This is a genomic window from Streptomyces sp. NPDC030798, assembly GCF_055572275.1.
Genome location: NZ_JBVIDR010000017.1, coordinates 46,700 through 59,681 on the forward strand (window position 1 = coordinate 46,700; position 12,982 = coordinate 59,681).

Consider the following 12,982-nt stretch of genomic DNA (forward strand, 5'->3'; position numbering starts at 1 on the left):
TTCAGGACTGGCACGGGGAGCGCGCTACGGCAGCACCCAGTGAAGGACGGTCGCGTCGTCGTACGTCTTGCCGCGCGGCCAGCGCCGACCGTGGGGATCGTCGTCCTCGGCGTCGCGTACGCGGCGGATCAGCTCATCCGACCCGAGGGAGCCAAGGACCGCCAACGCCTCTTGCCAGTCGGCGAGTTCGAAGCGGTCGACGAGGCGGGTAGCGCCGTCGCTCAGCAGGGTCACGGATGCCAGGGACTCCAGCGGCACCACCCCTGTGAGGGCGTGTTCGGCCGCCCGCGGGTCGGAGCCGGCGATCCAGAAGCCGCCCGGCCGGTTGCGGAGCCCGGTCAGGGCATCGCGGTAGTCGGCGAGCGCGGCAGCGTGTTCGGGCGAGCCGGTGGGCAGCTCGTCGACCGGCCCGCGCAGCCGCTCACCGACCTCATTCAGCCGCTGGTCCGTGACGACGGCGAGGCCGCCGCCCTTCTCGGCGAGGAGCAGGGAGGAGTCACCGAGGACGAGATATTCCAGAGCTCCCGCGCAGATCCGGGCGCAGACGACCGTACTGGTCGGGCTGGCCCGGTAAGCGAGGTCGCAGCTGTCCTCGTGCAGGGACCGGACGAGGCCGATCGAGTCGGCCAGGCAGTCGGCGAGCGGCCGGGCGGGATGTGCCGTGATGCTGCGCAGCAGCAGGCCGCCCAGCGTTGAGGAGAACCAGGCGACGCCGTGCGTGCACCCGGTTTCGGCCCCGCCGACGCCGGCGCCGTCGAGGAGCACGGCCGCCCCTGGGGCGGCGGCGGCGAAGTCCTCGTTTTCCCGGTCGGGGTGGGCGGGCAGTGTGGCGAGGTCGACCGTCACGCCGTCGTGTCCTCGTCGTGCCGGTACAGGGGGCAGAGCAGTTCGACGGACTGCGGTTCGCTGGTCTCCGGGTCGTACTCGACGCCCACCAGTGTGGAGAACCGGTGGTCGCCCACCTGTCCCCAGAGCGTGTTCAGGTCGTTGGCGAGCAGTTGCACGACGCCGAGGGAGCCTTGCGTGTGGATGCCGGCGATGGCCAGCAGCGAGCCCTTGCCGTCCGGGCGGGACAGCCTGCCGAGATATCCGACGTCGTACGGGCGGGCCGGATCGCTGTCCTGTCCCGACCGGTGCACGATCCCGGTCCGCCGGTCCGCCACGGTCCAGGGCCCGTCTTCCGCGCGCTCCCAGTGCAGGACCGGATCTTGCGCGTAGGTGTCCCACATCTCCTGGGACATGCGCGGACCACAGACGACGACCAGTCCGTCCCGGTTGAGGTCGATCTCACCGGTGACCGGCACGTGTTCCGAGGTGACGTCGAGCCCGTACGACCGCGCCAGGTCCTCCAGCCGCTTGCCGGAGCTGACGTCGTCCACGGCAACGACTGTCCGCCCGCGTTCGTCGTCCCGCCGCAGCGGAGTGGCGACGGTGACCGCACCCCGGCCGAGGAAGGCCCCTTCCGGCGCCGGGCCGGTGTGCCGGATCTGGTGAATCCGCCCGCGGCTCAGTCCGGCCTTCGCCGCGATCTGCGCGTACGACAGCCCCTGCGCATGCAGGTCCTGCACCACACGCCGGCGGAGGCGGGCCAGTTCGGTCACCTCTTGCTGTGCGTCGGCCAACCGCGTCGTGACCTCGCGCAGGAGCAGATACGGATCGTCGATCGCCATGATCCGTTGCAGCTCGTCCGACATGACCTCACCTCCTAGCAGTAACCAGGAGTCTAGGGCCCTAGACGGAATGGGCGGGAGACGCCGACCCGTACGAACGCCGATCACGAAGAACCCGCTACGCCGCCGAGATACACCCCGAGGGCTCACCCCTCACCGCTCGCAGGGCAGCCGCGGGCCATTGAGGAGCGGGGCGCCGTCACACGCCCTCCCGTGCCAGGTCGGCCCACACGGAACGGCCGTCGGGCCAGTTCTTCACACCCCAGTCCTTCGCGCAGCCCGCGATCAGCACCAGCCCGCGTCCGCCCTCGGCCTGACTGGTCACGTCGCACAGATGCGGCACACATTCGCCGCCTTGGTCGACCACCTCGATGCGGACGAGGTCATCGCCGAGGCCGACGACGACGAGGAACCAGCCGCCGACCGCGCCGCTCAGCGAGTGCCGCACGGCATTCGTCGCGAGCTCACTCACGACCAGGACGGCATCGTCGACAGGGCCCCGGTCGGCAAGCACGGAGGCGACGAAGTGACGGGCATGGGCCACCTCCTCGGCAAGACCGGGGAAGGCGCGGCACCACTTGGAGAGCATGGGAGAACACCTCGGTTCGTCTAGAGGGCTAGACAGCACAGCCGCAGAGTATTCCCGCGCGCAGCCCACCAGCTAGGCATCTAGAGGAATTATTCCTCTAAAGGGTGATGGCGTCTCCGAGGTCGCGAAATTCCTCCATCACCCGCAACAGCAGTTTCCGCACCTCATCGCCGAAGACCGCGGCCCGCTCGAAGCGACCAAACGTCTCCTCGTACGCGGCCACCTCGGCGGAGTCAGCCGACACCCGCTCATCCGCGAACGTCTCAACCACGACGGCCTGTCGGTCGCACAAGGTGAACCCGTGACGAGGCAGCACCGGCACCGGCCGACGCCAGGGGATCACCCCGAGCCGTACCGTGCTCAGACTCTCGACAGCCAGCAGCCGGTCGAACTGAGCGAGCATCAGCGCCGGAGTCCCCGGCCACGTCCGCAACACCGCTTCCGTCAGCACGAACACCGACTCCCGCCCCGGCTCGTACAACACGCTCTGCCGCTCCACGCGGGCAGCGACGGCACGGCCGACCGCCTCGGGCGTCGTGTTCGGCGCACTCTCGAAGACGTGCCGGGCGTACTCCGCGCTCTGGAGCATGGCCAGCAGAACAACGCACTGGAACGACCGCACCAGCCGAGCGGAGCGAACCTCTTCGTCAACGGTTGTGCCAGCGACCGGAGCTGTGCTGTTCCCCGATTCATCGGAGTCTGCGGCAGCCGCCACGGCGGCCAGGAGGTCACGCACCTCATGAGCGGCCGACTCGTCCAGCTCAAGGGCACGTGAGAGCCGGTCGAGCACGTCGAGGCTCGGAACCATGCGCCCGGTCTCCACCTTGGACACGGTCGGCTGCCCCACACCGGCACGCTGCGCCAGCACGGCACCCGTCAGGCCGGCCTCTGTCCGAAGCGCACGAAGACGCGCACCAAGCGCCCTCATCCGCTCCCGCCGTTCACTCCCCATGTCCAGGGTTCTACACCACGAGCCAGTAGATGCCGGGTGCGTAGGCCGCGTTGATCAACAACAACCCCCGGCATGATTCAAATTTTCTCTACTGGTCCAAGCCCCGGCTGCGCTCCGCTCCGCCGGACGCGCTCCCGGCTCCCGCTGCGGGCGCCGCTCCTGCCTCCGGCCGTCCGCCCGCGCTGCGCCAACGCGCGCCCACTGGTGGACAGGACCCGGTGGCCATGAGTCGATCACCGCACAGCGCAGCCGCGGTCAGAACAGTGCCTCCGGCGGGGGGATCGGCCGGCACCGGGATGGAGAGGACGCCGTTCCTGGCTGCGGGTCCGTACCGGCGTGCGCGGGGTGCTCCCTTCCCGTACGCCATCGACCCAGGCATAGCCGAGCAGACGTGGTCCCTGGCGTACGGGATGGGAGCCCCGGTCAATGACCCGAGTCCTTATCCGTGCGGGTCAAGGTACGGCGCACGTGCTGCAGGCCCCAGGAGGCTACGGTGACGATGAAGGCGGCTGCCACGGCGCCGAGGAACTCGGGTACCGCAGCCAACAAGAGGTGTACCGCGACTTCTCGCAGACCGGTCGGAGCCGGCAGGTCAAGGGACAGAGCGACAGGATCGTTGGGCGTAGCCGTCACGGAGACGACCTCCTTCGCATCATCCCCGACTTCCCTGCGAAGCCGGGCGAGGTGCGGCGACAATGGGCCGTGCGGATCCGATCTCCAAGCGCCTGCGGGACGGATGGGGACCAACGGGGACACTGAACGCGAAGCCGTAGGTCCACAACGCGGCGGCACGGGGCAGCCGGAGCTGTCCCAGGGACACGGTGGGGCTGTCTGGGATGGGCGGCTCAGCAGCAGAGGACGAGGATGGGGATGCAGCCCGTGACCAATCAGGGCAGTTCCGGAAGCGGCCCGCGGCTCGACTACGCGGAATTTTTGCAACGTCAGGCCCGAGAGGCTGGTCTGGGCACCCGAGCAATTTCTGAACGCTTTGCCCGCGCACTGGAAGTGCAGGGCGCAAAGGCGGCGAAGGTCGACAACGGAAGCAGGCCAGAATCCCCGCTCAGCACGATGGCCTGCTCCAAATCGCACATCGACCGGCTATTAAAGGCGCAGGCCTTGCCCAGTCCACTCTGGCCGTTCACCCTCCAGTTCTTACGGATCACCAATCGAGCAGCAGGCCTCAGCGCGGATGAGCACCGGAAGCGCTGCATTCAGGCCCGCGCCTTGGTCGACGCTATTCAGGACGCCCCCCAACCGCAGATCACGCGCACGCCCGCCCGCAGCGACAGCACAACCGCCGGGGCCAACACACATGGACAAAACATCGCCACCCTGCGTCTTGAAGTGGATCTCGAACGGGCGCGCCACACCGAAACTCGCCTGCGCTACGCCCTGAGGGACTCCCAGGTCCTCATGGCGACCTTGTGGAACATTATCAGCGCCTTACGCGATATCCTCGCCGGCCATCACGCCCTTGAGGCCCGCGTCTACCACACCAGCGGCGACCCCGCAGAGCTCGCACGGCTGCGTAGTGAAGCCCAGCAGGCCCTTGCCCACAAACGCACCGGCCACGAGGAAGCCTATCGAGTAGCGGCACGCATGCGCAGACTTGAAGAATCGTGGGAGCGAGCCCGTGCAGAATTGCACCGGCTCTCTCTGGACCCAGGCGCCTTCAATCTACTCCCACCTCCCTGCGACCACACACTGTCGCCCCAACCTATTCTCCCACAGGACCTCCTCGCCCCCAATGTCCTCGACGACATCGCCGCCGCCTTGAACAGGGCCAAATCGCTCAACGACCAGGAAGAGCTCGAAGCCTACGCTTTGCAGCAGACCCTCATGCCTACTGCTCCTCTCCAGTCCGAAGACGAACTCGCCATTTTGGTGGCCGCCACACACCTGACCAGCGTCAACAACCGACGTATGGCTCTGGACGGCCTCCTCCGCGACTGGGCCAAACAACCCGAAACTCGAGATGCCCTATTTCGTCTCACCAACGACGATGACACCGGAATCCGGGCATGTGCCGTGCAAGCACTGGCGGAGAATTGGCCGGACCATCCTGACGTCGGCGAACTCACCCTTCGTATAGTCCGTGATGACAATGACCGCGTCAGGAAATCTGCTACACGCGGTCTTGCACGGGTATACCCCGGAGATGCTGTCACGCGCGACATCCTTATCCACCTCGCGAACAATGACCGGTATTACGGCGTCCGATGCAGCGCCGTTGACGGGTTGGCGAAGAGTTGGCCGGGCGACTCTGAGATAGCCAAAGAGCTCCTTGGCCTGACCCGCGATGAGCACGCCCGTGTCAGGAAGACTGCTGTTTGTGCATTGGCAACGGGCTGGCCAAATGATGCTGACATCGCCGAAACCCTCGTAGCTCTGATCCTCGACTTCAGCGGCGACGGCGTTCGTGACTCCGCAATTGCGGGCTTGCAGGCTGCGTTGCCTCGTGCTGCTGCTGTCCGTGAGGCACTCCACCGACTTGCACGCTCCAACAGATACCCTCACCGGTATCTTGCCGTATCACTGTGGGGGGAACTGGGGCGGGGGTGCAGCGAGGCCCGTGAAGTTCTCGTGCGTCTAACGTTTGACGAGCACTCAACAGTCAGAACTGAAGCTTTACTTGGTCTTCTTTTCCATTGGCAAGATGACCCCGTCGTCCCTGACGTACTTCTTCGCCTCGCCAATGACCCTAGCGAAGGTATTCGGGAACTGGCTTTGGCGTGGGAGTGGTTGGCGTGCCGCTGAGCGCCGTGACACCAAGCGGATACCTCTACCTGACCGGCGGCGAACTCCGCCGCTTCACCCAACCGGCGACGGGTAACTGGCTGCCGTATATGGAACTACAGCAACACAGCGTAGCCCCGTCGCGCCACACCGCGCTTGAAGGATGCAGGGATGCTGAATCAGCAGGTGTATTGACCGTGACCACGCCGGACCAGCGGCCGCATAAGATGCGTTTTCCAGGCCGCATTAACGCTAGGACCACGGCGGGTGCGGTGTCGGGCTCGCACGGAATTTCCCTACCTGTGCGCAGGGCAGTCCGGCTGACATCACCACCTGACGTCAACGGCGGCGAACGATGACGAGCTGTCGCGTCTGGAGTGGGCCGCTGAGGCTGATGTGACCGGGTCGACTGCCGAGGAGATCGCCGCAGCTCAGCGGGAGGCCGCCCGGGACATGGGCTGGTAATTCAGCCGTGGTGGCCGCGGTTCTCCTTGGCCAGGAGTTCGCGTCGTTGCCGGGTTCGGTAGGAGTCTCCGGTGAGGGTGAGTACCTCGGCGGGGTGAACCAGGCGGCCGATCATCGCGGCCGCGACGACGTCGTCGGAGAAGGTCTCTTCCCAGCGCCCGAAGGGCAGGTTCGAGGTCACCATCACAGAGCCCTGCTCATAGCGCAAGGCTATGAGTTGGAAGAACAGGTTCGCGGCGTCCTGGTCGAAGGGGATGTATCCGACCTCATCAATGGTGATCAACTTGTAGCGACGGATCTTCTTCCTCTCTGCTTCCAGCCGGCCTGAGTGAGTCGGGCCCGCCGATGGGCCCGTGACATCCTGCGCGGATCGCCTTCAGCGGAAGACGCCGAGCTGTTCGTGAGCGAGCTGAGCGCCAACGCGATCCTCCACACCGCCAGCGGCCAGGAGTACGGCAGCTACCACCTGGCCGTCGCGGTCTCCGCTCAGGTGGCCGCGGTATCGGTCACGGACGACGGCGGTACGACCACGGCCCCGAAGGTCGAGCACCAGGACCAGGACGCCGAGCACGGCCGAGGTCCGGGCATGATCAGCGCCATCGCCCACCGGGTCGTCATCCACGACAGCGATCAAGGCCACACAGTCACCACGGAGCTATACACAGATGCGCTGTGGGGACGTCATCCCTGCTGAGTCAGAAAACCCGCCGCGGCTTCTGGTGCGAGTGCTGGGCAGAAGACCTCACCGAGCAGCGGGGGCCAGCACTCCTGGCATCCTTCGACGCCTACTCGGCACCACAGGCCGACCGATGGGTGGCGGTCGCACTCCGCACTATTTCACCCGCCTTGGACCCGGATGCTTCGGACCTGGCATGGGAGTGGCTGCACGACGGCCGCGCCGAGACCAGACGAGCCCTACTGCGGTCGAAGCCCTGCACAGTGTCAGTCACACACGCCGGCACTCGCGTCACTTGGACCATCCGACCGGTGGCCTACCTACCCCTAGCTCACCGGACAAAGCTCCCACTCTGTGCCTACGAGTTCAAACCCCGAACGAGGGTGACCCCTCTCGGCTGACCCCGAAGGCCCGGTCTCGTACGTGAAGCCGGGCCTCAGGCATGCTCTGGGGTATGAGCGCTTACAGCAGCGACCAGGACCTGGAGGTCACCGACGCCACCGGCAGCGGTGTCGAGGTGGACGTGGCAACGAACCTGCTGGACGGCACCGTTCGCCTGTCCGTGCTGTGGACCCAGGAGATCTACCTTCACCCCGACGACGCCGAACGGGTAGCCCAGTCACTGCTACGAGCAGCCCAAGACGGCCGGCGTATCGCGGAAGCCCGCAAGCCGGAGACTGATCAAACCACCGGCTCCAGCGACTGAGTTACAACTTCCTCCACTGGTTCAAGTGCCCGCACGAGCGCGGGCTGGTTCCTGGGACCACAGCAAGCGACGGCCCATGAGTAGAGACCCGGACACGGAGCGCCCCGGTCAGAACGTGCCTCCGGCGGGGGCGCTCAGGCTCCGAGATGGCGGGGGCGCCGTTCGCGGGTGCCATCCGAGTGTGGCATGCGCGGGGGCGCTCCCATCCCGTCTGCCATCGACCCAGGCAGAGCCGAGCAGACGCGGCGCAGGGCGTCAAGGTCGTTGGTCCAGCAGGGCGCTCCACCTTGACGCCCTAAACCACGCCCGCTCCACGGTGTGTGGGTCGACGGCAGACGGGATGGGAGCGGGGGTGAGTGGTGGTTGAGGAAAGCGGACGTCTAGGTTCTGTCCGGCGGATCATGTGACCGCAACGCGCGCTTACGTCGCGGATTCTGATCTTGCACGAAACAGGGGAGTTCTGCGTGTTTGTGGTGAGAACGTCCGGCCGAAGCGCGGCAGTCGACGACGACCGCCGTGAGTTTCAACTCCTGGGTAGGAGACAGCTCAGCGGGCTGGACCTCGCACGCCCGGTCACCACGGGCATCCGGTCCCGCGCAGTTCTGGAATTGCGACAGAATTACGGCCGTCTGCAGCACAGGGCTCTGGTGGGTGGCGAGTTCGTGCCGGCAGAGGGCGACCGGATAGCTTGGCGCGTCAGGTTCTGGGAGACGGTCCGGCCTACTCCACAGCAGGGGCTGCTGCCCGGTGCACTGCTGCCGGGCCTGCCCGAAAGGCTGGGTGATGAAGCGACGGGCGGCCTGAACGCAAACCTCAACAGAGGGGCCCTACCAGCCGGCCATCTGGTGATCGACCGGGCGGGCTACGACCAGAAGCCCTCCCCCGTGCTATTCGCAACGGCCGTCGATCTCCTGCTACACATCCTGCTGGCGGGCGCCTTCGGATCGCCGCCGGAGCCGGTCATCAGATCCTGGGTGGCCACTGGCCGAATTCCGGATCTTCCCAGATTTGATGTCGAGGCGTAGGCATGCAGGGCCCTGGCCAGCGTGAAGAACCTCAGCGGCCGTCCCACCCGTAGTTCGGGGACTCACGGGGAAGCGCGGTGCGCCACGGCACTCAGCGCCAAGCGCGCCCGAGGCCGCAATCCGCTGGCCACCAGGGCACCCGCCCGCCTCGCTCCCGAAGCGGTGGTCCACACCTGGCGGGTGAGAGCATCTGTGGATGGCAGACGCACAGCCACCTCCAGGGTGGACCCTCCAGCAGATCCGCGACGTATCCGGGGACCAGAGGTCCGGCCTGTCACTTCCAGGAGAACTGACCGTTGCTGGGGGAGATGAACGGCCGTGAGTGACGTGACACTCGCCGGAAGACGCTTTGCTGTAACTCGATTCACCAACATCATCGATGACTGCTGGACCATGGAGTATGCGGAGCTGGGCGGCGATCTGGCGATTGCTGTGTCGCGCTCATTCGAAGCACCCGATGACCAACTAGAGGTCTGGGCGTCCGCAGAGCTGTCTCCCGCCCTCACGGCAGCTGCACTTGAGCACGCACGATCCTGGCTTGCTGATCACGACTGACTGCCGCTAGATCCGGTGGGAAGCCCAGCTCACCAGCGCGACCGGTATGACTGTCACTGACCGCTCCGCACAGAGCTACGGATCAGAAGGCTTCTGACATCCACGGCCGACATCAACAACGCCGGACGAGGGCGCACACCAGCACCTCTGTCCGGCATCAAGGGCCCCGCGTGGTCCGAACTGAAATCTTTGTGCTGCAGGCGCAGCAGGCCGACGACGACCTGTTCCCCTCTGCGGTGACGGGCAGTGATTACCGGCCCCTGCCCCGACTGCTCGCAGGCACCTCACACCGTCTGGCCGGGGCAGATCGCCTGCCCGGAGTTGCTGATGGCACGGCTGGGCGTCGGGGTCTGTCGGCTAAAAAGCGCGAGGCGCTACTCCTGGGGAGAGCGGCAGCACACTTCGGCCGATGGAGTACGCACCGGGCTTTCGGCCGGAATGCGACCGGCTACGGACTCCCACACAGGAATCCGTAGCCCGTCTTGTGCGATCAGCCGGTTACAACTGCGGTTGCGACATCCGCTGCCAGCTGAACGGACCGTAGGTGGTGTCGGTCACGGAGTAGCTGGCGTTCGGGTCGGCTGTCAGTTTCAGCCATTCCAGCGGGGTGGTGCTGCCGTGCACGACAATCCGGTGGAAGTTCGAGACGTTGTAGTAGGGGTGCTCGTTCCACGCGTTGTTGCCCGGGTCGTGAGCGCACACGCTGGCGCCGGTGGCCGGGTCCGTCTCGCCGGTGCACGTCGCCGTCGGCGACAGCGGGTTGTCCGAGCGGTACAGGTGCGAGTCGCCGTTGAGCATCAGCACGGGGCGGCCGAACTCGGTCGTTTTCGCTGCGACCTCGCTGATGATCGGCTCGTAGTTCGTGAGGTGGTCCTTGGTCTTGCCGTCGAGGTCCCACATGTCGGCCTGGACCGAGATCACCACGGCCTTGGCGTGACTGGCCCGCGCGTCGGCGAAGGCGGCATCGAGCCAGCGGACGTCGGCCGCGGTCCGGTTGGTCCGCTCGTCGGTCTGCGCCTGAGTCGCGGTCGGCACCTTGTACCAGGGGTCGGCGTCGTTGTTCGAGCCGCCCGGCGCGTTGATGGTCACGAAGGTGATGTCGTTCTGCGTCCACCTCACGTTCTCGACGTACTGCGCGTCGGCCGGGTGGCTCGGGTCGTAGGCGGTGGCCTGGGAGACCACCCTGAGTGTCCCGCTGCCGAGGGTGTGGCCAGGCTGTGCAAAGAAGTCCTGCCGGACTTCGGCGAGGTTGTCGAGTGGGTTGCCACAGTGGTAGCTGACGCAGTCCGCCGGGTTGGTCGACAGGCCGGTTGTGCCGATGTAGTTGATTGCACCGGAGGTGGAGTCGTAGAAGCCGCCACCCTGGCCGGGCGAGGTGAGGCTTGACGCCTTGTGGCAGTCGGCCCACTCGTTGTCCCCCGGCGTGTACACGAGCGGTTTCGTGAAGCTCTGCCACGCGGACGCGATCGAGGCGTCGTAGTTCTCGGTGCAGAACTCCTTACCAGAGTGAATGTCGCCCACGTGGACGACGTCGCTGACCGTCGGGTCACTGTTGATGGTGCCGATGAACGCCGAAGTCTTCTGGAACTGCGAGGTGTCGGCCGCCTGGCCCGCGGGTGCGTACGCCGACTTGCCGTACGGCGAGTCTCCGAACACGGCGAGCGTCAATGGACCGGTGGCCGCCGATGCCGTGGCGACCGGCACTACGGAAGAGGCAAGGCCAACGGCGACGAGCGTGATGAGCCCGCGCTTCAGCATGCGTCCCAACTTGCGTCCTCTCTCAGGTCCGGTTGCGGGGGGGGGCGCTCCACTGAACTGGATCGCAGCGAGCGCGTCACGGCATCAACGGCGGCAAAGAGATGACGAGCAAGTGAAATTCAAAGCGGTACTCAGCTCCCACCCTGCAGTGCGCTACTGATCTCCAGAAGGCGCCCCTCGGGCAGAGCGAAGGCGTTGCTGGGGTTCCGGTAGGAGTGCCCACCGTCGTTGATCCAGACGCCGTCTGCCAACCTCCACCGAGCGGGAGCCCATTGGCCCTGGTTCTCAAGGAGCATCCTTGCCACCTCGACGGGTTCTTCGATCAGCGTGAGAGCATCGAGCGCAGTGGTGAGAGCCGCGGTTGCATCGTCGGGAAGCAGCGCGTCGCCGAGTGTGGGGAAGAGCAGCAAGAGACGGGCGTCAGCATCACCAATGCCTTGTGTTGTCGACTGCCGAGCAGCGGACAGCAGTTCCGGCCAAGCCATGCCGGGCCCCATGAAATGGCCGTCGACCACAGCGAGGGTTTCCGCTTCGGGCCAAGCCGGCTGGTGGATCAGATAGTCCACGCCCCATTCGTCAACGACGTTGCGGTAGACGACGTAGATGGTGTGACCGGAGCGCAGCGGCACGCAGAACACCGGCCACTCATGCTCGGCGGACAGTGTGCGATACAACTCCATGGCCGCATCCCAGTCGGCGCCGAACGCGGCTCGTTGTGCGCCTTCCCCACGCAGACAGGAGCCGAGGTGCACAGGCCAGAACAACGGGTCGTCCAAGTAGGCGTCGCCCCGGGCCAAGGGGCCGCCTTCGTATCCGGGGATCTTGAGCACGTGCAGATGATGGCACGCCGGACAGTCACGGCGTCAGAGACCGGAGCCAGTAGCCGCTAGCTCAACCGGCCGCCCATGAACGCAGGTGAATGGCTTCGCTCGAGGCCCTCGCAGCCACCGACACAGGTGAGAAGAGTGCTTGGTTACCGCCCACAGGCGTGTCTACAGGTCGTGGATCCGGGCTGCGGATGGCTGGTTCTTCGGATCGCAGCCGGAACTCCGCATGGATGCCCGCGATCTGCCGTCCGAATGGCCGACGCCGCACACGGAGGCGCGGCCCGCGTAGGCCGAACGGATGATGCCCTTTCGCAAGATAAGGAGGCTGGCACGCTCCCGTTCACTCACCGTCATCATCGGGAGTGCACCGTCACGCACCTGCACATAACGTCGCACATACGGACCAAGCAGGGAGTGAAGCATGAGCCCCACCAAGCGCAGCAGGACCCCGCGCACGGCTCGTCACACGACGTCGAGAATCGCGTCCCGCAGCATGACGGCACCCACCACGACGGCACCCAACCCCGACCCGCAGGGGCCGGAGCCGACGCGCGACTCCCCCCTTCCGCACGCTCCACCACGCCGGCCCACCCGCATGCGCATATCCGAGACCAACCCCTGGTCGGTCACGGTGATGACCTTCCTCTTCCTGGCAGGCCTGGGGGTGTGCGTCCTCGGCGCCTTGCTCGCCACGTCGGTGATCCTGGCCCTCCTGGCCCCAGGCGCGTGGCCGACGCCGTCGGATTCGCTGCTCATCGGCACCGTGGTCATCGCACTGGAAATCCTCCTGGGCACCGCCGTGGCATGCCTGTGCAGCTTCATGTACAACTACACCGCGCGGCTCAGCGGCGGCGTAGAAGTGACCCTGACCGACGACCTCAGCGATCAGGCACCGGCCGCCCAGGCTCTCCAACTCGCGACGCGACTGTATGCTCGCGCCCGGCGACGTCTTCGGACTTTTCGATCGACCTGACCAACAGATTTCATACGCCGTGCCTCGATCCGCGGGACCCAGACGTGATC

General features: G+C 66.3%; 14 protein-coding genes. 7 read left to right on the forward strand and 7 right to left on the reverse strand.

Features of this window, described 5'->3' with window-relative positions; all coding sequences use genetic code 11:
• Positions 1-24: 24 nt before the first annotated feature.
• The 4 genes from ACZ404_RS31590 to ACZ404_RS31605 form a co-directional block, all read right to left on the reverse strand.
• Complete coding sequence (locus ACZ404_RS31590; RefSeq protein ID WP_468445850.1) at positions 25-846, reverse strand: integrase; 822 nt, start codon at positions 844-846, stop codon at positions 25-27.
• Entirely contained in the window at positions 843-1,694 is an 852-nt protein-coding gene (locus ACZ404_RS31595; RefSeq protein ID WP_468445852.1) for a sigma factor-like helix-turn-helix DNA-binding protein, read from the reverse strand. The genes ACZ404_RS31590 and ACZ404_RS31595 overlap by 4 nt, the downstream gene beginning before the upstream one ends.
• 175 nt (positions 1,695-1,869) lie before the next feature.
• Positions 1,870-2,259 (reverse strand): ATP-binding protein, encoded by a 390-nt coding sequence (locus tag ACZ404_RS31600; RefSeq protein WP_468445854.1) that lies wholly within the window; start codon positions 2,257-2,259, stop codon positions 1,870-1,872.
• Between the two features lie 97 nt (positions 2,260-2,356).
• Positions 2,357-3,211 carry a helix-turn-helix domain-containing protein gene (locus ACZ404_RS31605; RefSeq protein WP_468445856.1) on the reverse strand — a complete coding sequence of 285 codons (855 nt, stop codon included), beginning with the start codon at positions 3,209-3,211 and terminating at the stop codon, positions 2,357-2,359.
• Between the two features lie 879 nt (positions 3,212-4,090).
• On the opposite strand from ACZ404_RS31605, the gene ACZ404_RS31610 reads away from it, so the two are divergent.
• Complete coding sequence (locus ACZ404_RS31610) at positions 4,091-5,968, forward strand: HEAT repeat domain-containing protein (RefSeq protein ID WP_468445858.1); 1,878 nt, start codon at positions 4,091-4,093, stop codon at positions 5,966-5,968.
• Positions 5,969-6,413: 445 nt separating this feature from the next.
• On the opposite strand, the gene ACZ404_RS31615 is transcribed toward ACZ404_RS31610, so the two are convergent.
• Positions 6,414-6,695, reverse strand: coding sequence for an ATP-binding protein (locus ACZ404_RS31615; protein WP_468445860.1), 282 nt, complete (start codon positions 6,693-6,695; stop codon positions 6,414-6,416).
• A 45-nt stretch (positions 6,696-6,740) separates the two neighbouring features.
• On the opposite strand from ACZ404_RS31615, the gene ACZ404_RS31620 reads away from it, so the two are divergent.
• The 5 genes from ACZ404_RS31620 to ACZ404_RS31640 all read left to right on the forward strand — a co-directional run bounded on the left by ACZ404_RS31620 (position 6,741) and on the right by ACZ404_RS31640 (position 9,374).
• Positions 6,741-7,106 (forward strand): ATP-binding protein, encoded by a 366-nt coding sequence (locus ACZ404_RS31620; RefSeq protein WP_468445862.1) that lies wholly within the window; start codon positions 6,741-6,743, stop codon positions 7,104-7,106.
• Complete coding sequence (locus ACZ404_RS31625) at positions 7,100-7,489, forward strand: hypothetical protein (protein WP_468446059.1); 390 nt, start codon at positions 7,100-7,102, stop codon at positions 7,487-7,489. Before ACZ404_RS31620 ends, ACZ404_RS31625 begins: the two co-directional genes overlap by 7 nt.
• A gap of 53 nt (positions 7,490-7,542) precedes the next feature.
• Positions 7,543-7,794, forward strand: coding sequence for a hypothetical protein (locus tag ACZ404_RS31630; protein WP_468445864.1), 252 nt, complete (start codon positions 7,543-7,545; stop codon positions 7,792-7,794).
• A gap of 440 nt (positions 7,795-8,234) precedes the next feature.
• Positions 8,235-8,819 (forward strand): hypothetical protein, encoded by a 585-nt coding sequence (locus ACZ404_RS31635; protein ID WP_468445866.1) that lies wholly within the window; start codon positions 8,235-8,237, stop codon positions 8,817-8,819.
• Positions 8,820-9,137: 318 nt separating this feature from the next.
• On the forward strand, positions 9,138-9,374 hold the full coding sequence (locus ACZ404_RS31640; protein ID WP_468445868.1) for a hypothetical protein: 237 nt from the start codon (positions 9,138-9,140) through the stop codon (positions 9,372-9,374).
• Positions 9,375-9,872: 498 nt separating this feature from the next.
• On the opposite strand, the gene ACZ404_RS31645 is transcribed toward ACZ404_RS31640, so the two are convergent.
• Both ACZ404_RS31645 and ACZ404_RS31650 read right to left on the reverse strand, forming a co-directional pair.
• Positions 9,873-11,132 (reverse strand): hypothetical protein, encoded by a 1,260-nt coding sequence (locus ACZ404_RS31645; protein WP_468445870.1) that lies wholly within the window; start codon positions 11,130-11,132, stop codon positions 9,873-9,875.
• Between the two features lie 131 nt (positions 11,133-11,263).
• Positions 11,264-11,962: a hypothetical protein gene (locus ACZ404_RS31650; RefSeq protein WP_468445872.1), complete on the reverse strand. Its 699-nt coding sequence runs from the start codon at positions 11,960-11,962 to the stop codon at positions 11,264-11,266.
• 418 nt (positions 11,963-12,380) lie between these two features.
• Here ACZ404_RS31650 and ACZ404_RS31655 point away from each other — a divergent pair, with 418 nt between their 5' ends.
• Positions 12,381-12,932, forward strand: coding sequence for a DUF3566 domain-containing protein (locus ACZ404_RS31655; protein ID WP_468445874.1), 552 nt, complete (start codon positions 12,381-12,383; stop codon positions 12,930-12,932).
• The last annotated feature ends 50 nt before the right edge of the window (positions 12,933-12,982 follow it).

What these genes read in the sequence shown, in the direction of transcription:
- ACZ404_RS31605 (WP_468445856.1), bottom strand. Translation starts at nt 3,211, where the DNA reads ATGGGGAGTGAACGGCGGGAGCGGATGAGGGCGCTTGGTGCGCGTCTT.
- ACZ404_RS31655 (WP_468445874.1), top strand. Translation starts at nt 12,381, where the DNA reads ATGAGCCCCACCAAGCGCAGCAGGACCCCGCGCACGGCTCGTCACACG.
- ACZ404_RS31595 (WP_468445852.1), bottom strand. Translation starts at nt 1,694, where the DNA reads ATGTCGGACGAGCTGCAACGGATCATGGCGATCGACGATCCGTATCTG.
- ACZ404_RS31630 (WP_468445864.1), top strand. Translation starts at nt 7,543, where the DNA reads ATGAGCGCTTACAGCAGCGACCAGGACCTGGAGGTCACCGACGCCACC.
- ACZ404_RS31645 (WP_468445870.1), bottom strand. Translation starts at nt 11,132, where the DNA reads ATGCTGAAGCGCGGGCTCATCACGCTCGTCGCCGTTGGCCTTGCCTCT.
- ACZ404_RS31600 (WP_468445854.1), bottom strand. Translation starts at nt 2,259, where the DNA reads ATGCTCTCCAAGTGGTGCCGCGCCTTCCCCGGTCTTGCCGAGGAGGTG.